Source organism: Hydrogenophaga sp. (genome assembly GCF_965657535.1).
Lineage (GTDB): Bacteria > Pseudomonadota > Gammaproteobacteria > Burkholderiales > Burkholderiaceae_C > Hydrogenophaga.
Genome location: NZ_CBFHOP010000010.1, coordinates 115,637 through 136,533, shown reverse-complemented (window position 1 = coordinate 136,533; position 20,897 = coordinate 115,637). Strand labels below are relative to the sequence as shown.

20 protein-coding genes are annotated in these 20,897 nt (G+C 63.7%); 7 read left to right on the top strand and 13 right to left on the bottom strand.

Annotation, left to right across the window (positions count from 1 at the left end):
- The 3 genes from ACTG4K_RS16860 to ACTG4K_RS16850 all read left to right on the top strand — a co-directional run.
- Positions 1–191: hypothetical protein (locus tag ACTG4K_RS16860; RefSeq protein ID WP_439115373.1), on the top strand; the 191-nt coding region annotated here is incomplete at its 5' end.
- Positions 188–838 carry a DOMON-like domain-containing protein gene (locus ACTG4K_RS16855; RefSeq protein ID WP_439115372.1) on the top strand — a complete coding sequence of 217 codons (651 nt, stop codon included), beginning with the start codon at positions 188–190 and terminating at the stop codon, positions 836–838. The genes ACTG4K_RS16860 and ACTG4K_RS16855, both read left to right, overlap by 4 nt.
- Positions 835–2,037, top strand: a complete 1,203-nt coding sequence (locus ACTG4K_RS16850; RefSeq protein ID WP_439115371.1) for an exo-beta-N-acetylmuramidase NamZ family protein — start codon at positions 835–837, stop codon at positions 2,035–2,037. Before ACTG4K_RS16855 ends, ACTG4K_RS16850 begins: the two co-directional genes overlap by 4 nt.
- A 24-nt stretch (positions 2,038–2,061) precedes the next feature.
- On the opposite strand, the gene ACTG4K_RS16845 is transcribed toward ACTG4K_RS16850, so the two are convergent.
- The 5 genes from ACTG4K_RS16845 to ACTG4K_RS16825 form a co-directional block, all read right to left on the bottom strand.
- Entirely contained in the window at positions 2,062–2,550 is a 489-nt protein-coding gene (locus ACTG4K_RS16845; RefSeq protein ID WP_439115370.1) for a GNAT family N-acetyltransferase, read from the bottom strand.
- Positions 2,550–3,884, bottom strand: coding sequence for a phosphoglucosamine mutase (glmM, locus tag ACTG4K_RS16840; RefSeq protein ID WP_439115369.1), 1,335 nt, complete (start codon positions 3,882–3,884; stop codon positions 2,550–2,552). Before glmM ends, ACTG4K_RS16845 begins: the two co-directional genes overlap by 1 nt.
- Before the next feature lie 107 nt (positions 3,885–3,991).
- Entirely contained in the window at positions 3,992–4,822 is an 831-nt protein-coding gene (folP, locus tag ACTG4K_RS16835) for a dihydropteroate synthase (RefSeq protein WP_439115368.1), read from the bottom strand.
- Between the two features lie 95 nt (positions 4,823–4,917).
- On the bottom strand, positions 4,918–6,834 hold the full coding sequence (gene ftsH, locus ACTG4K_RS16830) for an ATP-dependent zinc metalloprotease FtsH (RefSeq protein ID WP_439115367.1): 1,917 nt from the start codon (positions 6,832–6,834) through the stop codon (positions 4,918–4,920).
- Between the two features lie 138 nt (positions 6,835–6,972).
- Positions 6,973–7,650, bottom strand: coding sequence for an RlmE family RNA methyltransferase (locus ACTG4K_RS16825; protein WP_439115366.1), 678 nt, complete (start codon positions 7,648–7,650; stop codon positions 6,973–6,975).
- Positions 7,651–7,722: 72 nt separating this feature from the next.
- On the opposite strand from ACTG4K_RS16825, the gene ACTG4K_RS16820 reads away from it, so the two are divergent.
- From ACTG4K_RS16820 to ACTG4K_RS16810, 3 genes are all read left to right on the top strand, one after another.
- The gene (locus tag ACTG4K_RS16820; RefSeq protein ID WP_439115365.1) at positions 7,723–8,199 is read left to right on the top strand and encodes a YhbY family RNA-binding protein; all 477 of its coding nucleotides are present in this window, start codon (positions 7,723–7,725) and stop codon (positions 8,197–8,199) included.
- A 144-nt stretch (positions 8,200–8,343) separates the two neighbouring features.
- Positions 8,344–10,437: a M3 family metallopeptidase gene (locus tag ACTG4K_RS16815; RefSeq protein WP_439115364.1), complete on the top strand. Its 2,094-nt coding sequence runs from the start codon at positions 8,344–8,346 to the stop codon at positions 10,435–10,437.
- Between the two features lie 45 nt (positions 10,438–10,482).
- Positions 10,483–11,175, top strand: coding sequence for a glutaredoxin family protein (locus tag ACTG4K_RS16810; RefSeq protein WP_439115363.1), 693 nt, complete (start codon positions 10,483–10,485; stop codon positions 11,173–11,175).
- A gap of 21 nt (positions 11,176–11,196) precedes the next feature.
- Here the strand turns inward: ACTG4K_RS16810 and rpiA are convergent, their stop codons facing one another.
- Positions 11,197–11,868, bottom strand: coding sequence for a ribose-5-phosphate isomerase RpiA (gene rpiA, locus ACTG4K_RS16805; protein ID WP_439115362.1), 672 nt, complete (start codon positions 11,866–11,868; stop codon positions 11,197–11,199).
- A 40-nt stretch (positions 11,869–11,908) separates the two neighbouring features.
- Here rpiA and ACTG4K_RS16800 point away from each other — a divergent pair, with 40 nt between their 5' ends.
- Positions 11,909–13,003 (top strand): quinone-dependent dihydroorotate dehydrogenase, encoded by a 1,095-nt coding sequence (locus tag ACTG4K_RS16800; RefSeq protein WP_439115361.1) that lies wholly within the window; start codon positions 11,909–11,911, stop codon positions 13,001–13,003.
- Here ACTG4K_RS16800 and ACTG4K_RS16795 read toward each other — a convergent pair whose 3' ends face one another.
- From ACTG4K_RS16795 to prsT, 7 genes are all read right to left on the bottom strand, one after another.
- Complete coding sequence (locus tag ACTG4K_RS16795; protein ID WP_439115360.1) at positions 13,004–14,110, bottom strand: NAD(P)/FAD-dependent oxidoreductase; 1,107 nt, start codon at positions 14,108–14,110, stop codon at positions 13,004–13,006.
- 67 nt (positions 14,111–14,177) lie between these two features.
- Positions 14,178–14,948: a S1C family serine protease gene (locus tag ACTG4K_RS16790; protein ID WP_439115359.1), complete on the bottom strand. Its 771-nt coding sequence runs from the start codon at positions 14,946–14,948 to the stop codon at positions 14,178–14,180.
- Positions 14,932–16,041 (bottom strand): nucleotidyltransferase domain-containing protein, encoded by a 1,110-nt coding sequence (locus ACTG4K_RS16785; RefSeq protein ID WP_439115358.1) that lies wholly within the window; start codon positions 16,039–16,041, stop codon positions 14,932–14,934. The genes ACTG4K_RS16790 and ACTG4K_RS16785 overlap by 17 nt, the downstream gene beginning before the upstream one ends.
- Entirely contained in the window at positions 16,038–16,955 is a 918-nt protein-coding gene (locus tag ACTG4K_RS16780; protein WP_439115357.1) for an HprK-related kinase A, read from the bottom strand. Before ACTG4K_RS16780 ends, ACTG4K_RS16785 begins: the two co-directional genes overlap by 4 nt.
- The gene (locus tag ACTG4K_RS16775; RefSeq protein ID WP_439115356.1) at positions 16,952–17,245 is read right to left on the bottom strand and encodes a hypothetical protein; all 294 of its coding nucleotides are present in this window, start codon (positions 17,243–17,245) and stop codon (positions 16,952–16,954) included. The genes ACTG4K_RS16780 and ACTG4K_RS16775 overlap by 4 nt, the downstream gene beginning before the upstream one ends.
- On the bottom strand, positions 17,242–17,847 hold the full coding sequence (locus ACTG4K_RS16770) for a hypothetical protein (RefSeq protein WP_439115355.1): 606 nt from the start codon (positions 17,845–17,847) through the stop codon (positions 17,242–17,244). The genes ACTG4K_RS16775 and ACTG4K_RS16770 overlap by 4 nt, the downstream gene beginning before the upstream one ends.
- Positions 17,848–18,098: 251 nt before the next feature.
- Entirely contained in the window at positions 18,099–20,876 is a 2,778-nt protein-coding gene (gene prsT, locus ACTG4K_RS16765) for an XrtA/PEP-CTERM system TPR-repeat protein PrsT (protein ID WP_439115354.1), read from the bottom strand.
- Positions 20,877–20,897 lie beyond the last annotated feature (21 nt).

Below are 20,897 nucleotides of genomic sequence, written 5' to 3'. Positions count from 1 at the left end.
CCAAGTCGGCGAAAGAGCTGTTTGCCAAAAACGCTGGCATCAACACGCTGGCCGCTGCGCGGGTGGCGCTGTTTGGCACGCGATATGTGGTTTGTGGTGGGTCTGACCGCCACCGCAGTGCCACTGGTTTGCAACCCAGCCGGTGCAAGCCCATGGCTGCCCAGCCGGCCTGCCAAAATACGGGCCTGTGACTTTCCAACCCACCCCCTCCCAAGGCCTGCCCGCGCAAGCACTTCCGCTGCTGTGCCACCCGGCCACACCCTGCGCACACGACCTGCAGATCACCGCAAGCATGGCGCTCGCCGGTGCCGTGGTGGGCAGCGCGGCCACCGGGGGCCTGCTGCTAAGTTACCGCATCAGTGGCAACGTATCGGCCCTCAAAATACCACTTCGCGCCACACCCGGCGCGGCAGACGGCCTGTGGCAACACACCTGTTTTGAGGCCTTCGTGAAGGTCCCTGGCGAGTCTGCCTACTGCGAATTCAACTTCTCGCCTTCCGGGCAATGGGCCGCCTACCGGTTCAGCGATGAGCGTGTGCGCGACACAACGGCCGAGGCGGCGCAAGGGCGGATTGAACCGCACATCGACATGGGTCTGGACGCCAACACCTTGCACTTGCAGGCGTGGCTGCCCCACAGCGCCCTTCCCGCCGCACCGGCAGGCCAGCCACTGCAATGGGGCCTGACCGCGGTGGTGGAGGATCGCAGCGGTCAGCTCAGTTACTGGGCACTGCACCACCCTGCGGCAAAGCCCGACTTTCACCACCGAGGCGGCCTGACATGGGCTGCGTCGCTGACCCGCTTTCACGCCTTCCCTGCTTCTCCAAATACCCCATGAAATTCGGCATTGAACGTTTCTTGCAAGACCCCACCCTGCGTGCCCCCTTGGCGGGTCAGCGGGTGGCCTTGCTGGCCCATCCGGCCTCGGTCACGCGCGACCTTACCCATTCGCTGGACGCCATCGCGGCGCTGCCCGACGTGCAACTCACAGCCGCTTTTGGCCCCCAGCACGGCCTGCGCGGCGACAAGCAAGACAACATGGTCGAGTCACCCGACTACCTGGACCCACGCCTGGGCATTCCGGTGTTCAGCCTGTACGGCGAGGTGCGCCGCCCCACGCCAGCCATGGTGGACAGCTTTGACGTGTTGCTGGTCGATCTGCAAGACCTGGGCTGCCGCATCTACACCTTCATCACCACGCTGCGCTACGTGCTCGAAGCCGCCGCAAAACAAGGCAAAAGTGTGTGGGTTTTGGACCGCCCCAACCCGGCGGGCCGGCCGGTGGAAGGCCTGACGCTGCGCGATGGCTGGGAAAGCTTTGTGGGTGCCGGCCCCATGCCCATGCGCCACGGCATGACCATGGGCGAACTCGGCCACTGGTTTGTCGCCACGCTGGGCCTGCAGGTGGACTACCGCGTAATCACCATGGAAGGCTGGCAACCCGACGCCGCGCCCGGCTTTGGCTGGCCCACGGAGCGCACCTGGGTCAACCCCAGCCCGAACGCGGCCAACCTGAGCATGGCCCGCGCCTACGCCGGCACCGTGATGCTGGAAGGCACCACACTGAGCGAAGGCCGTGGCACCACGCGCCCGCTGGAGCTGTTTGGCGCGCCCGACATCGGCGCCCGCCGACTGTTGGACGACATGCGCCGCCTGGCACCGCAGTGGCTCCAGGGCTGCGTGTTGCGCGAATGCTTTTTTGAACCCACCTTCCACAAACACCAGGGCCAGCTCTGCGCGGGTGTGATGATTCATGTGGAAGACCCCACGCACTACGACCACGCCGCGTTCAAGCCCTGGCGCCTGCAGGCCCTGGCCTTCAAGGCGCTGCGCCTGCAAACGCCGGCCTACCCGCTGTGGCGCGACTTTGCGTACGAATACGAACACGACCGCCTGGCGATAGATCTCATCAACGGCGGACCGGCCCTGCGCGAATGGGTGGACAACCCGGATGCAACGCCCGAGGACCTTGATGCGATCACCAGACCGGACGAAGCGGCCTGGGCGCTGGCGCGCAGGCCTTTCCTGCTTTACTGAGCAACGGGCACTTTGCCCGTCGGTTCACAGCCACTTCTGAAAGAACTGCGCGGTGCCCATCGCTGGGTCGAGCTGGTAGCCTGCATAGCCGATGCGCCGGTACAGATTCACCGCGGGTTCGTTGCCCGACAGCACTTCCAGCGTCATCTTCACTGCACCACGCGCCTGTGCAACCTGCTCCGCCAACGCAAGCATTTGCGCAGCAACGCCGCGCCCCCGGTGGCTGGCCAACACAGCCACGTCGTGCACGTTCACCAGCGGCTTGCAGGCAAAGGTGGAAAAACCCTCAATGCAGTTGACCAGACCAACGGGCAGATCGCCGTCAAACGCCAGCACGGTGTAGGCTTGTGGCCGTGTCGCCAGCTCGCGCACCAGGTGGGTCTTGGCGTAGTCGCTCAGGGGCTCACCGCCACCGGCCGGGTCGCTGGCATAGGCGTCAAGCAGAGCCACCACGGCTGCCGCGTCGGCGGCGCAGGCGTAGTCGGCAAGGCGCGCCGAACATGCCGCAGCCATCAGCCTGCCCTCACAGCATGCACCAGGCGCTCGGCACAGGCCTGCGCCTGCTGGGCGTCGCGCGCCTCCACCATCACCCGCAGCAGCGGCTCGGTGCCGCTGGCGCGAATCAACACCCGACCCGCATCTCCCAGCTCGGCTTCCACCGCGCGGGTTTCCTCGGGCAACAAGGTGTTGGCTTTCCAGTCCTGGCCCGGCTGCAGGCGCACATTGATGAGCACCTGCGGGAACAGCGTCACATCAGCCAACAACTGCGCCATGGTTTTGCCACTGTCCACACACGCATGCAGCACCTGCAAGGCCGACACCAAACCGTCGCCCGTGGTGTGACGGTCCAGCACCAGAATGTGCCCGGAACCCTCGCCGCCCAGCACCCAGCCGTGGCGCTCCAGCGCTTCGAGCACATAGCGGTCCCCCACTTTGGCGCGCACAAATTTCACGCCCTTGTGCTTGAAAGCCACCTCCACCGCCTTGTTGGTCATGAGCGTGCCCACCACACCGGGCACGTCGATATCACGCGCAATGCGGTCTGCCGCAATCAGGTACAGCAGTTCGTCGCCATTGAACAGGCGCCCGCTGGCATCCACCATCTGCAGGCGGTCGGCGTCGCCGTCCAGCGCTATGCCGTAGTGCGCGCCATGCGCCTTCACCGCCTCCACCAGTGCCTGCGGGTGGGTGGCGCCCACACCGTGGTTGATGTTCAAACCGTCGGGTGAGCAACCGATCTTGATCACCTCCGCGCCGAGTTCATGGAACACATCAGGAGCAATGTGGTACGCGGCGCCGTTGGCTCCGTCCACCACAATCTTCAAGCCCTTCAAAGTGAACAGGTGCGAGCAAGTGCTTTTGCAGAACTCGATGTAGCGCCCGGATGCGTCGTCCATGCGCCGGGTTTTGCCCAGGCTGGCGGAGTCGGCCCACACGGGTGCCTCCTCCAGCGCGGCTTCCACCGCGAGTTCCCAGTCGTCGGGCAGCTTGGTGCCCATGGCGCTGAAAAACTTGATGCCGTTGTCGGCAAACGGGTTGTGGCTGGCTGAAATCACCACGCCCAAGCTGGCCCGCTGCGCCCGCGTGAGGTAGGCCACTGCAGGGGTGGGCACCGGTCCCAGCAGCAACACATCCACACCCGCCGAGTTGAAGCCACTCTCCAGCGCACTCTCCAGCATGTAGCCAGAAATGCGCGTGTCTTTGCCAATCAGCACCGTGGGGCGCGCCTCGGAACGCTTGAGCACGCGGCCCACCGCATGGGCCAGGCGCAGCACAAAGTCGGGCGTGATGGGCGGTTGCCCCACGGTTCCACGGATACCGTCTGTGCCGAAATACTTGCGCGTCATGCCATGTTCCTTGTCTGCTTTTTGCTCGATGCAATTCATTGAAACAGCCGCAACCATGCGGCGCCCTCACCAGCGCACATTATCGCGGAGCGGGTGGTGGCTGCGCATCACAGCGCCAAGCTGGCCTGCCAGACCTTCAACGCATCGACGGTTTCGCGAACGTCGTGCACGCGCACCACGCGCGCGCCGCGTTCAACCGCGAGCAAGGCCGCAGCCACACTGGCCGACACGCGCTCGGCAGGCAACTCACGGCCGGTCACATGCCCCAATGACGATTTGCGCGACCAGCCCGCCAGCAAGGGATAGCCCAGCGCCAGCAGCGGCGGCTGGTGCGCCAGGAGGCTGAAATTCTGCGCCACCGTCTTGCCAAAACCAATGCCGGCATCGAGCACGATGCGCTCAGGAACCACGCCGTGCGCTGCCAGGGCACGGGCTCGCCCGCTCAAAAATCCGACCACCTGATCGACCACGTCGCCCTCCATGGGCGCCGCCTGCATGGTTTGCGGATCGCGGTGCATGTGCATCAAACACACCCCGCAGCGCGGGTTTGCGGCCACCACTGCCTGCGCGTCGCCCTGGCGTAGCGCCCAGATATCGTTGATCACGTCGGCGCCCGCATCGAGCACGGCCCGCATTACCTCCGGCTTGTAGGTGTCCACCGACACCGGCACACCCAGCGCCACAGCCGCCTGCACCACCGGCAACACACGGGCCAGTTCCTCGTCCAGCCCCACAGCCGGACTGCCGGGCCGGGTAGATTCACCCCCGATATCGAGTAGGTGGGCACCGTCCTTCAACAGCTGCTCGCAGTGGCGCAAAGCCGCCACGGTGGTGGCGTGGCGCCCGCCGTCCGAAAACGAGTCGGGCGTGACATTCACGATGCCCATCACCTGGGGTGTGGACAGGTCCACATCAAAACGGGAAGTTAACCAACGCATGGCGCACCTTTGGGCAGACGACTGAAATGGAAAGCGCAAACAACAAACAACAACGGGGCCCAAGGCCCCGCTGTTGAAACTGCACAAACCGCCGGTCAGGCTGCTGTGGGCGCTGGATCGGTGTTCACCGCTGGCGTGCCGCCGCTGTCACCGCCACCCACCGAGGGGTTGCGGGGCGTCCAGTCTCTCGGAGGACGTGGAGGCTTGCCGGTCATGATGTCCTCGATCTGCTCGGCATCGATGGTTTCCCATTCAAGCAAAGCCTTCGCCATGGCGTGCATGTGGTCAGAGTGCTCCTCAATCAGATCACGGGCCAGTTTGTACTGCTGATCGATGATGCGGCGCACCTCGGCGTCCACCTTTTGCATGGTCTGCTCGCTCATGTTGGTGGTCTTGGTCACCGAGCGACCGAGGAACACTTCACCTTCGTTTTCAGCATAGACCATCGGGCCCAGCGCATCCGTCATGCCGTAGCGCATCACCATGTCGCGGGCGATGGAGGTGGCGCGCTCGAAGTCGTTGCTGGCGCCGGTGGTCATCTGGTTCATGAACACTTCTTCGGCAATACGACCGCCAAACAGCATGCTGATCTGGTTCAGCATGTAGTCTTTGTCGTAGCTATAGCGGTCTTGCGCCGGCAGACTCATGGTCACGCCCAGGGCACGGCCACGGGGAATGATGGTGACCTTGTGCACCGGGTCGCACTTGGGCAACAGCTTGCCAATCAGTGCGTGACCCGACTCGTGGTACGCCGTGTTGCGGCGCTCTTCCTCGGGCATGACCATGCTCTTGCGCTCGGGGCCCATGAAGATCTTGTCTTTGGCCTTCTCGAAGTCCTGCATTTCCACCACGCGGGCGTTGCGGCGCGCGGCCATCAGGGCGGCTTCGTTGCACAGGTTGGCCAGATCGGCGCCGCTCATGCCGGGCGTGCCGCGGGCGATCACGCTCGGGTTCACGTCGGTTCCCAGCGGCACTTTGCGCATGTGCACGTTCAGAATCTGCTCACGGCCACGGATGTCAGGAAGCGTCACATACACCTGGCGGTCAAAGCGGCCTGGGCGCAACAAGGCAGCGTCCAGAATGTCAGGGCGGTTGGTCGCAGCCACCACGATCACGCCCGCGTTGGTGTCAAAGCCGTCCATCTCGACCAGCATCTGGTTCAACGTCTGCTCGCGCTCGTCGTTGCCACCACCAAGGCCAGCGCCGCGTTGGCGTCCCACGGCGTCAATCTCGTCGATGAAGATGATGCAGGGCGCGTTCTTCTTGGCGTTGTCGAACATGTCGCGCACCCGAGATGCACCCACGCCCACAAACATTTCCACGAAATCAGAGCCCGAAATGCTGAAGAAAGGCACCTTGGCTTCGCCGGCAATGCCCTTGGCCAGCAAGGTTTTGCCAGTGCCGGGAGGACCCACCAGCAACAGACCGCGAGGAATACGGCCCCCGAGCTTTTGAAACTTGGCCGGGTCTTTCAGAAAGTCGACGACCTCCTTGACTTCTTCCTTGGCTTCGTCGCAACCGGCCACATCGGCAAAGGTGACGGTGTTGCTGCTTTCATCCAGCAGCCGCGCCTTGCTCTTGCCGAAGCTGAAAGCGCCGCCTTTGCCGCCGCCCTGCATCTGGCGCATGAAATAAATCCACACACCGATCAGCAGCAACATGGGGCCCCAGCTGACCAACAAGGTCATCAAGAGCGAACCCTCTTCGCGGGGACGCACGTCAAATTTCACGTTGTTGTTGATCAGGTCGCCGACCAGACCGCGGTCGAGGTAGGTGGCGGTGGTGCGTACGCGGCGGTCATCGGTGGTGATGGCCACGATGTCGGTGCCGCCTGGGCCTTCCTGAATGGTGGCCGTCTTGAGCCCGCCAGATTTGACAAGATCAAGAAACTCGGAGTAGCCGACGGTGCCGGCGCTTGCGCTGGTGCGGCCGTCAAACTGCTTGAAGACGGTGAAAAGCACCATGGCGATAACCATCCATACGGCGATTTTCGAAAACCACTGGTTGTTCAAGTGCTGCTCCTGGCGGGAATATTGATAGACATTGGCATGTTGAGTCCATTTTAGGACTTTCAAGCGGACGTGCCTTTGATAAATACTGAGGCAATATCAATCAAAGGGTTAGCCATTTTTGTGTGCAGGACACGCGGATCAAGCAACGGCTTGTTTTTTCAGACCCATGCCAACCAGAAAGGTTTCCGACGATTTTTCTCGTGAGGCCTTGGGCTTGATGGCTTTGACGGTGCGAAAGGTCTGCCTAAACAGCGCCACCATAGGGTCGTAGGCACCGCCATGAAAGAGCTTGACCACCAGCGCGCCCTCGGGCTTGAGGTGGTTCACGGCAAAATCCACCGCCAGCTCCACCAGGTCGGCAATGCGGGCTGCATCGGTGGAGCCAATGCCCGACAGGTTGGGTGCCATGTCCGACAGCACCACATCCACAGCGCTCACGCCTCGGTCCACCAGCGCCTGCTCCAGCTGGGCCAGCACGGCCGGCTCGCGGAAATCGCCCAGAATGAACTGCACCCCCTCCACCGGGTCCATGGGCAACATGTCCAGCGCGATGATGGTGCCATGCAGTTCGCCCACGGCCGCGCCCTGGGGGCTCAGGCGCCGCCGGGCGTACTGGCTCCAGGCCCCCGGCGTGGAGCCGAGGTCCACCACACACTGCCCGGGCCGGATCAGCCCCAGCGTTTCGTCCAGCTCTTTGAGCTTGTACGCAGCACGTGCCCGGTACCCGTCCTTCTTGGCCAGAAGCACATAGGTGTCGTTGACGTGCTGGTTGAGCCAGGCCTTGTTGACCTTCTTGCTCTTGGTTTTAACTTTCATGCTGCGCAGATACCCTGACAGGCAACCCGCACGAAAAACGCACAACGGCCGCCGTTAAACGATAATTGTCCCATGCCTCAGATCACACTCACCCCCGCCCAGCGTAAAGTCCACCGCGCCGAGGCCCACCACCTTGATCCCGTCGTCCATATTGGCGGCGACGGATTGAGCCCCGCTGTCAAAAAAGAAGCCGATGCTGCGCTCAAAGCGCACGGGCTGATCAAGATTCGGGTGTTCAGCGACGACCGTGCCGCACGCGAAGCCATGCTGCAAACGCTGGCCGATGAGCTTGATGCGGCCCCCATCCAGCACATCGGCAAGCTGCTGGTGCTGTGGCGCCCCATGCCCGAGAAGGAAAAAGCGGTGGACGAAGACCGCATGCCGGGCCCGCGTGATGTCAAGGTGCTCAAATTCAGCAGCCGCGGCGGCCAGCGCCCAGAAGTGAAGGTGGTGCGCGTGCTAGGCAACCAGCGCCTGACCACCGGTGGCCAGGTCAAACGCGCCAAACCGATGCAAAAAAGCGTCAAAAAAAGCGCCCAATCGCAGTAACCACGGGCCGGAACGCAATCCGGACAGCACACAGGACAATCGGGCGTGGCTACCATGCTTTGTTGTCCTTTTTTGTGCCTGATTCGGTCTGCAACAACCCACAGCCACCTTGAACTTCGCGCCCTGCGCCACATCTGAACAGCCATGAACGACTGCACCGCCCCCGCCACGCTCAATCCTTTGCTGGATTTTTCCGATCTGCCGCTGTTTGATGCCATCACGCCCACGCTGGTGGCACCGGCCATCGACGCCTTGCTGGAAGCCACCAGCAGCGCCCTTGAAACGGTGACTGCTTCCGATTTCCCCGCTGACTGGTCACAAATGTCGTTGACGCTGGACGTTCCTGCCGAGCGCCTGTCGCGGGCCTGGGGCGCCGTGAGCCACCTCAACAGCGTGGCCGACACGCCCGAGCTTCGCGCCGCCTACAACGAAGTGCTGCCCAAGGTCACCGAGTTCTGGACGCGTCTGGGTGCTGACGAGCGTCTGTACGCCAAATACAAGGCCATGGACCCGGCCAGCCTGACGCCCGAACAGGCGCAGGCGCACAAAAATGCCATGCGGGGTTTCGTGCTGGGTGGCGCCGATTTGCAGGGTGAAGCCAAAACCCGCTTTGCCTGGCTGCAAGAACGCCAAGCCGAGCTGGGCCAGAAATTCAGTGAAAACGCGCTGGATGCCACCGATGCGTTCGCCATCTACGTGCCCACCGAAGACATGGCTGGCGTACCCGAAGACGTGCAGCAAGCCACGGCCGCCGCCGCTCAGGCCGACGGCAAAACCGGCCACAAGCTGACGCTGAAAATGCCCTGCTATTTGCCAGTGATGCAATTTGCCCACAGCAGCGCCTTGCGTGAAACACTGTATCGCGCCTACGCCACCCGAGCCAGCGACCAGGCCGAGGGCGAAGCGGTGAAGTTTGACAACGCGGCCATCATGGGCGAGCTGCTGGCACTGCGCCATGAAGAGGCGCAGCTGCTGGGCCACCGCCACTATGCGGACGTGTCGCTGGTGCCCAAAATGGCCGAAACGCCGGAACAGGTGATTGCCTTTTTGCGCGACCTAGGCCAAAAAGCCCGGCCTCATGCAGACCAGGACGTGGCCGATCTGCGCGCCTTTGCGTCCAGTGAGTTGGGCCTGAGCGATCCGCGGGCCTGGGACTGGCCCTACATCGGCGAAAAGCTCAAGGAGGCCCGCTACGCCTTCAGCGAGCAGGAAGTAAAACCCTATTTCACCGCCCCCAAGGTGCTGGCGGGCCTGTTCCAGATCGTTGAAACACTGTTTGAAGTGGCCATCCGCCCAGACACCGCGCCGGTCTGGAACCCCGGCGTCGAGTTCTACCGCATTGAGCGCAGCACGCCCGAGGGCGCGCAGCTGGTGGGCCAGTTCTACCTGGACCCGGCCGCCCGCACCGGCAAACGCGGTGGCGCCTGGATGGACGATGTGCGAGCCCGCTGGCTGCGCCCAGACAACGGCGCGCTGCAAACGCCCGTGGCGCACCTGGTGTGCAATTTTGCCGAAGGCGTCGAGGTGGATGGCGTCAAGAAGCCGCCACTGCTCACCCACGACGACGTGATCACCCTCTTCCACGAGTTTGGTCATGGCCTGCACCACATGCTCACCCAGGTGAATGAGCGCGATGTGTCGGGTATCAGCGGTGTCGAATGGGACGCGGTGGAACTGCCCAGCCAGTTCATGGAAAATTTCTGCTGGGAATGGGATGTGCTCAAGCACATGACCGCCCATGTGGACACCGGCGAACCGCTGCCACGCACACTGTTTGACAAGATGCTGGCCGCCAAAAACTACCAGAGTGGCCTGCAAACGTTGCGCCAGGTGGAGTTTTCGTTGTTTGACATGCTGCTGCACAGCCAGCCCGAGCCGGTGACCAGCGGGACAGCCATTTTGGCCCTGCAGCAGCAGGTGCGTGACGAAGTGGCCGTGTTGCAGCCACCGGCTTACAGCCGCACGCCCCACACCTTCAGCCACATCTTTGCTGGCGGTTATTCGGCCGGTTATTACAGTTACAAGTGGGCCGAAGTGCTGTCGGCAGACGCCTACGCCGCGTTCGAAGAAGCGGCCCAGGCCAATGGCCACAGCACGCTGGACGTGGCCACCGGACGCCGCTACCGCCAGGCGATTCTGGAAGCCGGCGGCAGCCGCCCGGCAATGGAGTCGTTCAAGGCTTTCCGAGGCCGCGAACCCAGCATCGACGCGCTGCTGCGCCACCAGGGCATGGCCTGACACGGCATGCCTTGATTTGTTTCGCACACTGCCCAGAGGACACGCATGAACAAGACCACCGCTGCTTTTGCTTCGACAAACACCGCCCACCGCATGCCGGTGCGGCTGGCGGTTGTGGGGCTCGCCATCGGCCTGGCTGCAGCGCCTGCACTGGCCCAAGGGGTGTACCGCATGGTCGGCCCAGATGGCCGTGTGACCTATTCGGACCAGCCGCCGCCCGCCAATGTGAACGCCCGCCCGGTGGGCAGTGCCACGACCAACATCGCCGCCAGTGCCAACGCACAGCTGCCCTTTGAACTTCGCCAGGTCAGCAGCCGCTTTCCTGTGACGCTGTACACGAGTACCGACTGCGTGCCGTGCAACAGCGGGCGCAATCTGCTGAACACCCGCGGTATTCCGTACGTTGAAAAAACCATCAACACCGCCCAAGACTCCGAGGCGCTGAAGCGGCTCAGCGGAGCCGCATCACTGCCGTTCCTAACCATTGGAAGCCAGCAGATCAAGGGATATTCGGACACCGAATGGACGCAATTCATGAACGCGGCAGGCTACCCCAAGCAGTCGGTGCTGCCGTCCAGTTACCGCCGACCCGCAGCCATGCCGCTGGTGGCCGTGAAAGCCGCAGAGCCTGCGAGCGCCGCCCCTGCGGCACCCGGCAACGCCCCAAGACAAACGCCAGCAGACGCGCCGGTGCCGGTGGCACCCCCCAGCGACAACCCGGCGGGCATCCGGTTTTAAACCTGCGGCTCTGAGCCCGGATTAGAAGGTCAGCGTCTTCACACCGCTGGCCGTGCCGAGCAGGCACACATGGGCTCGCTGGTGGGCAAACACACCCACCGTCACCACGCCTGGCCACTGGTTGACGGTGCTCTCAAAGTTCAGCGGATCGGTGATCTGCAAACCCGTCACGTCCAGGATGTGCTGGCCGTTGTCGGTCACCAGTGGGGCGCCGTCTTTCAGGCGAATCTGTGCTTTGCCACCCAGTGCCTCAAACTGCCGCACCAGACGCGCGGTGGCCATGGGGATCACCTCCACCGGCAGCGGGAACGCGCCCAGCGCCTTCACCATCTTGGTCTCATCGGCGATACACACAAAACGGCGCGATTGCGCCGCCACGATCTTCTCGCGGGTGAGCGCCGCGCCACCACCTTTGACCATGAAGCCCTGGGCATCGATTTCGTCGGCACCGTCGATGTAGACCGACAGCTCACCCACGGCATTGGCTTCAAACACGGGGATACCCAGCGCTTGCAGGCGAGCGGTAGAGGCAACGGAACTGGACACCGCACCTGGAATTTGGTCTTTCATCGTGGCCAGCGCGTCGATGAACTTGTTGACGGTGGAGCCGGTGCCCACACCAACGATTTCGCCGGGGGTCACATACTGCAGGGCGGCCTGGCCGACCAGGGTTTTGAGTTCGTCTTGGGTCATTTGAGACAATCGGTGTAAACAATAACCCGCTGATTATCTGATGTCCCTTCTGCCCTACGCCCTCACCCGTCCGTTTCTCTTTGGCATGGACCCCGAAGCGGCCCACGAACTGACGCTGCACACCATCGCCAAGCTGCAGCATTCCCCGCTGACCTGCCTGTACAGCGAGCTCCGCGTGGACGACCCGGTCACGCTGGCAGGTCTGACGTTTCCCAACCGCGTGGGTCTGGCTGCTGGCTTGGACAAAAACGCCCGCTGCATCGACGGCCTGGCCGCGATGGGTTTTGGCTTTGTCGAGGTGGGCACCGTGACACCCAAGGGCCAGCCCGGCAACCCCAAACCCCGCATGTTCCGGCTGCCCCAAGCCAATGCGCTCATCAACCGCCTGGGTTTCAACAATGAAGGGCTCGACGCCTTTGTAGCGAACGTACAACGTGCGCGCTTTCGCACCAGCCAGACAGCAGGCAAACCGGCCATGCTGCTCGGCCTGAACATTGGCAAGAACGCCAGCACGCCCATTGAGCGGGCCACCGACGACTACCTGACCTGCCTGGATGGGGTGTATCCCCATGCGGACTACGTCACGGTCAACATTTCAAGCCCCAACACGCAAAACCTGCGCAGCCTGCAAAGCGACGAAGCCCTGGACGGGTTGCTGGGCGCCGTGGCCGAGCGCCGAGAACAACTGGCCCAGCAGTCGGGCCGGCGCATCCCCATCTTTCTGAAGATTGCACCCGACCTGGACGACACCCAGATCGAGGTGATTGCGGGCACGCTGATGCGCTACGGTGCGGGCAGCGATGGCATGGCCAATAACGCGTTTGGCGTCATCGCAACCAACACCACGCTGAGCCGCGCAGCGGTAGCCGGCATGCCACACGCCGATGAAGCCGGTGGGTTATCGGGCGCACCCGTGCTGCAAGCCAGCAACCTGGTGATACGCCGCCTGCGCGCCTGCCTGGGCAAGAGCTTTCCCATCATCGGGGTGGGTGGGGTCATGAGCGGCGAAGACGCCGTGAGCAAAATCCAGGCCGGTGCCAACGTGGTGCAGATCTACACCGGCCTGATCTACAAGGGCCCGTCCCTGGTGAAAGAAGCGGCCCAGGCCATCAAGGCGCACGCGCCGCGCCGCTGATCACACCAGGCGAACAGCGTGGTCCGCGATGGCCAGGCAACTGGTGAGTCCAGGCGACTCGATGCCCAGCAGGTTGACCAGACCGGGCACACCATGCGTCTCGGGGCCCTGAATCACAAAGTCGGCTGCAGGGTCTTGCGGGCCGCTGATTTTGGGCCGAATGCCAGCATAGCCCGCCTGCAAAGCGCCGTCGGGCAGCGCCGGCCAATAGCGGCGCACCTCGGCATAAAAAGCCTCGCCGCGCGCAGGGTCCACCTCAAAATCGTCGGGGGAGTCCACCCACTGCACATCCGGGCCAAACTTGGCCTGCCCGCCCAGGTCCACTGTGAGGTGCACACCCAGCCCCGCCAGGTGCCGGTCGGGCTCGGGCGCAGGGTAAATCAGCCGCGAAAACGGCGAGCGTCCCGCCAAGGTGAAATAGTTGCCTTTAGCAAACCAGGCACGGGGCACATGCCGTGCAGCAAGTCCCTCGGTGCGCTGCGCGAGATCACAAGCACTCAACCCAGCCGCATTCACCACCGTGCGCGCCAGCAAGCCGGTGCCATCAAGGGTAGACACCTCGATACCTTTGGCCACCGCGCGCAACTGCGAAACGCCCGCCTGCAACGCCACCAGACCGCCCGCGTTTTCCAGATCGCCTTGCAACCCCAGCATCAGCGCATGGCTGTCCACAATGCCGGTGGAGGGCGAATGCACGGCGCCGAGGCACGACAGGGCGGGCTCCATCGCCCTCGCCTCCTCGCCGCTCAGCAACTGCAGGTCGTTCACGCCATTGGCGCGGGCTTTGTTCACGATGGCTGGCAGGGCTGCCAGCTGGCTCGGCGTGGTGGCCACCATCAACTTACCGCAGCGGCGGTGGCCAATGCCGCGTTCGGCGCAATAGGCATACAGCTGGCTGCGGCCCTGCACACACAGCAAGGCTTTGAGCGAGCCTGCTGGGTAATAAATGCCCGCGTGAATGACCTCGCTGTTGCGCGAACTGGTCCCGGTACCCACCGCCGCTGCACGCTCCAGCACCATCACCTCGCGGCCACTGAGCGCCAGCGCCCGCGCCACCGCCAGCCCCACCACGCCCGCGCCAATCACCACTGCATCCACCTGGTCCATGTGCATTTCCCGCTTTACGTTGAACCGAAAGCATAGCGCCACGCGCCCTGCGGTCTGGGCTTGGCTCTCAGGGATGTTTATCGAGCAACGCTTTGACGTAGCGGCTGGGAATGGCGTACGAAATACCCGAAGGCTGGCTCATCGCCGACTCGCGGGTGCCCTTGATCAACACCATGTTCATCACACCCACCAGCTCCCCGGTGTCGGGGTGAAACAGTGGCCCACCGCTGTTCCCCGGGTAGGCCGTGGCGTCGAGTTGAAAAATGTCGAAAGTGCCGTTTCGCAAGCCGCGTATGGCGCGCTCGTTCAGGCGTTGCGCCGACGGACTGGGCAAGGCCGCTGCAGTGATGGAGGACACCGTGGCGCGGTGGGTGACGGGCGAAAAGCCCAGCAGGCCACCGATCGGAAACCCGGTGAAAGCCAGGTCGTCGCCCTCGCGCACCTGGGTTGAATCGCCAAGCACCATGGCGGGCCCTGGCAACCCCGCCATGCGCAACACCGCAAGATCGTGCGGGTCGTCCCGGCCCAACAACGACGCCGGCCGCATGTGCCACTCACCCGAGGCCTGGCGCAACTGCACCACCAGCGCGGGCGCATCCGCTGCCCCCACAGCCTCTGGCAACACATGGGCGTTGGTCACCACACGCTGTCCGCCGTCCACCAAAAAACCCGTACCGCGCAACTGAAAACGCGGGCTGTTGGTGGCCAGGTAGGTGCCCACCAGCACCACCGAAGGCTTGACCCGGGCCACCGTGTCTGCCAAGCCCGCGTGCGAAGCCGCGCTGCACAGCAAAGCCCCAACAAACACCGGCAAAAGTCGGTTAAAGCTCCTGGTCATGGCGAGCTTTCGTGGGGTAGGCACTGGACAGCCCTTTGCGCAGCAAATGCACCACCAGCAAGCCCGGCGGCATACGCAGCCAGTGCCCCCGCAGGTACAAAGCCCATCTCGCCAGCGGCGTCCACGCGTCTGACACTGACGCGTGGTCGGGGCGCAAAGCCCGAAGATACAGCGCATCCATCCAACGCAGTCGCCAAGGCGATACGCTCAGGCGCTGCTGCAGCGGCGCCACCACGCGGGCGGGTACCGGCGTCTGCAACACACTGCCGGTGTAGCGAATGGCCTGAAACAACGGCCACTCCAGGTCGAGCAGGCGCGCACGCTGCACCAAGCCATCCCAAAAATCAGGCGCTTGGGCAAACTCTCGCAGCAACGCGTCCAGGTCCACGAGCCCGCGCAAGCCCATCTCCAGTTCGCCCTCGTGGAACAAATGCGCGGCACTGTGCAGCACCATGTCAGCGCGGCAAAGCACCCGAATGCCTTCGCGCCCAGCCACCGCCACCGATGACCGCAGCAACGCCTGGGTGTCGGGTGTGAACCGTGCGGTCAGCGGCAAGATGGCGTGGTGCACGTCCAGCACCGAGCCGCGGCGCATGTGCCGCAGCGGCGGCAGCTCGTGCATCCAGGTGCGGTAGTAGCGCTGATCGTAGGCATCGCGGTTGGTCGATACCCAGCCAGCCATCATGAGTGCCGACTCGACATCGGCCAAGCGCTCGCGCGGCACCAGAATGTCCACATCGGACACCCTGCGCCCGCGCGATGCATGCAGCCCCGCCAGGGCATACGCAGCCCCTTTGAGCAACACCACCGGCAGGCCCACCGGTTGCAAGGCGCGTTCAATTTCCAGCACCTCGTGGCGCAGTTCGGTGTGCTGTCGCAAGGCCAGCTGGCGGGCTGAAGCCAGGTGCATGCGGGGTTGCGGGGGTATGGCATGCCAGCAACCAGCGTGCTGGGCTCCGGCGGCCAGACGGGCCAGCACATCGGCCTGTCGCGCTTGGCGAATCAGCAGATCCCACTGCCCCGGCCGCAAGACACCCAGGCACTCGGGATGCTGCAACGCATCAACCAGCAAGGCCATGGAGGGCGCACTCATGGCGGCACCTCCAGCGCATCAAACCAAGCCAGCGCCTCATCCAGATCGCCATAGCTGAGGTCAAAACAGGCACACCGGTCAACCAGGTTTGCCAAGGCCTCAAAACCGTCTCGCCCGTGCACATGGTGGTTGAAACTGTTGGACGCCAGTTCCACCAGCGCCCCGGCTTTGGGGCGCGGCTCCAAGCGCAGGGGCGCCGCCTTTTGGTATTTTGGAAACACCACCCAGGCCGGCAGCGCCGGCACATCGGCCCGGGCAAGGCTGGACGCCGTCACCTGCAGATGCGCCACCGTGCCCTTCATGGTGTCGCGCGCCACAGGCCCCATGACGGCGGAGGGCGCGCGTTGGCGGATCACGTCGATAGACTGGTTCTTGAGGCTGACGGGCCTCGGGGCAGGAACCAGCTGGCCGGTCTGCGGGTCCAGCAACGCCATTTCGTCGGACAACAAACGCCAGCCCTGCAGCATGAGTGCGGCGCACAAGGTGCTTTTGCCCGACCCGGGCGGTGCCGGCAGCATCAGCGCATGCCCGCCTTTTTCCAGCACCGCCGAATGGATCGTGAGCAGGTTGTGGCAGTGGCTGGTCACACACCAATTCATGCCCCACTCCAGGAACGCAAAGGCTTCGCCGTGGGCGAGCGGCGTGAAGGGCTGGAAACCGTCAAACTCAAACACGCACAGGGGTTTGAACCAGCGGCGCCGGGGCAACACCGCCACGTGAAAGTCGGCCAGGCAATCGCGCCCGTCCAGCAACGTGTAGTCAGCATAAAGCGCGTACACGCCCGCTGCCACCACAGCCATGGGGCTTTGAATGTGCACGACAAACGGCGGGATGCGCAACCACACACCCGAGGACGCCAGTTGACAGCTCAGCTCGGTGGGCGTCAGTGTTGAAAGCAGACGGGGCTCGGTCACGCTGGCAAGCGCTCAATCAGGCCCATGTGCTCAAACGCTGACAGCAACTGCTCCACCATCGCCACGTCGTCCTCTTGGGGTTCGTCCTGAAAAAGCAGCGAAGCCAGTGCATGGGGCGTCAGCGCAAGGTGGGCGCGCAAAAGAGAAAACGCTTCACCCGCAATGGGGTTGAGCGCGTGCAAGCTGGCATCGGCTTCGTCGTAAACCACCGCGCCGTCTGCCCACACGCGCACCGCAAAATCGGCGGCACGGTGGCAGCGAGCGCTGCGGGGCGCATGGGTGGAAATCACGCAGATGGTGGCAAGAAGGCGGGACCCAGAACCATATTGAAGTAGTCCATGGTGCGTTGCAGCGTCCAGGTCGGGCTGCCTGCGAAGGGCTTCCACACGCCCTGGCCATTCCAGATCGCGTTGCATTGCGCTTTGGTCAACCACACATGGTCCGGGTGATCGCTCACCGAGACGGCAGACAAATAGGCGGCCACCACATGGCGGGCGAGCGCCGTATTGCGGTCGTTGCCGCCCATGTCCAGCACTTCCTGAAATGTCTTCTTGCTGAAGAACGACCCAGGGTTGGCCGTGAAGCCTGTGGTGGTGAACTTCGAATTCAGGAAGCGTTTCTTCTTGAAATCGTTGTTCCAGGTGAGCGGCTGGTTCTTCCAGTAACCGTGCGACTTGCAGGCGTAGTCCGTCCTCACGGTCCGGCCTTTGCTCAGCTTCATGTGGGCCGCTGCCAGCGAAGAAAACGATGATGGGCGGATGCATGAGTGCTCACCAGCCAGCACCGTATTGCTTTTCAAGGCAGCCATCACGGGCGCTGCAGTCAAACCGGCGCGCACAAGGCGCCGACGGCTGACACCGCCGCCTTGGGGGCTGTCTTGGATTTCACGCATCTGCGGTCCAGGGTTGTGGTCTGGGGTCATGGTGAGTCACCTGTGATCCGGAAAAACGTGGTCTGCGCGGGTTCAAGGGCGGCGCTTGCAAGCCCCATTTGCCAGACCTGACTTGTAACCTCTTGTGTAAGCAAGAATCTTGCCTCTTGAAAATCATCGCGCAAACTGTTGATTTATATAAACAATTTCTGAACTTGTACCAAAGCCGTTCAAACAGCGCTGAAAGTGTCAAATATTTCGACAGCCATCACTCACAAGTCCTGCTGCAGTTCTTTCACCTCGGCCTGCCCTGAAAAAGTCTCACCCAGCGCAGCGAGTTCGTTGAGCAGTGTGCGCGCAGCGGCTTTGTCCCCCGCTTTGATCTGCATCCTGGCCAGGTTGAGCTTGAACACCGGTGCTTGCGGTTGCGCCTCAAGCACCTTCTTTTGCAGCGCCAAAGCCCTTGCGTGCTCGCCCTTCTCAGACAGCAGCACCGCCAGGGTATCCATGAAAGCCGGCTGGTTGGGTGCAGCTTCATTGGCCCGCTCGGCCAAGGCCACCGCGTCGGTCCGGCCCAGGCGCCCGGCCACCCAGGCCAGGTTGTTCAAGGCCAGAGCATTCTTGGGCTGGCGTTCAATGACGCGTTCGTAATGGCGTTGCGCGTCGGTCCACTGGCGCGCCGCAATGGCCCGATCACCCAGGTACAAAGGAACCGCAGGGTCTTTCGGCTTGTTCTTGAGCCAGTCCGCTGCCAAGCGTTCGGCATCGCCCGCTTTGCCCCCCATGCTCAGCGCCGCATGGAGCTTGATGACCAACTCGGGGCCGGCAGCCACCTTCAGGCCGGCGCGGTAGGCATCGGCGGCCAAGCCCCAGTTCTTGCCTGCCGCGTGAATATCGCCTTCCAACACAAACCCGACCGCGTCTTTGGGCCGCTGTTTCTGCACGGTGCGGCTCACGGCCAGGGCTTCCGAGGGCTGGTTGGCTTTCACGGCCAGGTCGGCCAGGCCGCGCTGCGCGCTCAGCAGATCGGGCTGAATCTCCAGCGCCCTGCGCAAACTTTGCATGGCGGCCGGGCTGTCTTGGTTGGCACTGTGCGCCGTGGCCATGCGCACATAGGGCAGCGGTGAACCCGGCAGCAAGCCCACCATCTTGTTGAAGCTGCTCAGCGCCTGGTTGTGCTCCCCGTTGGCCGTCTGTGCACGGCCCAAAGCATCCAGCAATTCGGGTGCGTCGGGCCGTGCGGCCACGGCCGCCTGTGCGGTTGACAGCGCGTTCTTCGCGTCGTGCTGGCGAAGGTAGTGCTCAGCCAGCATAAGCCGGGGGGCCTTGTCCGTGGGCGCGGCGTCCACCGCTTTGCGGATCAGATCGGCCACCTCGTCTTTGCTGCCACCCGCACCGAGCTTGAGCTCAGCCAAGGCCATGAGTGCCGGCGCATTTTTGGGGTTGCGCTGCACCGCTGCTTCAAAGCGCTTTTGCGCCTCTTGCGGCTTGCCATCCACCACATCCAGCGCAGCCAGGGCGGCGGTGGCTGCAAAGTATTCGGGGTCGATGCTCTGGGCACGCTCAAAGGCTGCGCGGGCGCCTGCCTGGTCGTTGCGCATGAGCAGCGCCCGGCCACGCAGGTGCACCGGCATGGGATCGGTGGCGCGCTTCTTCTCCAGTGCGGCAATGGCGATCAAGGCCTTGTCGATATCGCGCTTGCGCAGGTGGGCGTTGATCAGGGCCATGTCGGCCATCACACCGGCATCTGTCGCAGCAATGTCCTGCAAGGCATCCATGGCCAGCTCGGTTTTGCCCGCCATCAGCTGGCTCACCGCCAGCGAGGTGCGCATGGCGGCGTCCTTGGGGGCCAGGCGGCTGGCCCGGCTGAACAACTGCTCTGCCCGCTCCGCTTCACCCTTGACCATGTAGGCCTGTCCGGCCACGGCCAGCAAAGCCGGGTCGCTGTCGTTGGTGGCGAGATCGGACGGCAAAGCCGACAAGGCTTTGTCTACCTGCCCGGTACGCAGGTAGGTCAATACCAGCACCCGACGCGCAATTTTGAGCTGCGGTGCGGCCTGCACCGCGCGCAACAGCATCGCCTCGGCTTGCGCCATCGCGTTGAGCTGAAACGCGGCAGCACCGGCCATTTCCAGCGCCGTGGGGCTGTCGGGTGTGAGCTTCAGCAGTTGCTGCGCCGAGGCCTGGGCGGCCTTGAAATCCTTCTTCTGAAAGGCCAGCTGGGTCTGCAGGTACAGCGTCTGGGGCCGCCCCGGGGCGAATTGGGCCAGCGCGTCCCATGCTTTCGCGGCCTGATCCAGGTCCCCTTGGCCCATCAACACGCGCACAACGCCGGCCTGCGCATCTTGAAAGTCGGGGCGGGCCTGCACCGCAGCCCGATAGGCCGCCAGCGCCTGCGCTGGATCGGCTTGGCCGTACAGAAGAACGTCCCCTTTGAGCTTCAAGGCCTCTTCGTCTTTCGGCCTGCGGGCCAACACGCCGTCCAGCACCGCCAGGGCGCCATCGAAGTCGCGCTGTGCAGCCTTGAAACGGGCCTGCTCAATCAGCGCCGGGGCGTGATCGGTTTTGGCCTTGAGCGCCGCTTGCAGGCCGGCCTCAAAAGCCGCCGAGTTGCCCTGCTGGCGCCAGGCAATGGCCACCAGGGTTTTCAGCTCGGCCTGGGCTGCGGGGTCCGCCAAGTCGGTGTTGGCAAACTCGTTGGTGACTTGTTGAAACTGGCCTTGGGCCAGCCGGCTTCGGACCAACAACGGCGTCACGGTCTCAGGCGGATGGCCCAATTCTCGGGCTTTTTGCAGCTCGGTCTCGGCACCGGCCGCGTCGCCGTTGAGCAACAACGCCTTGCCCAGCAACAAGCGGGCTTCGCCCAGGTCAGGCGCTTCTTGCAGCGCGTTCTTGAGCTGAATGATGGCCGCCGGGTGGTCGTTTGCGTCAAGGTATTGCCGCGCCGATGCGAGCATTTTCTGAGGGTCGCTGTCGCCACACGCGGCAAGCAGCATCACCCACGCCAGAGAGACCGGACCAACAGCCTTGCGCAAGGTCGTCTTTTTCATGGAGTCCTCCTGAATGGCGGG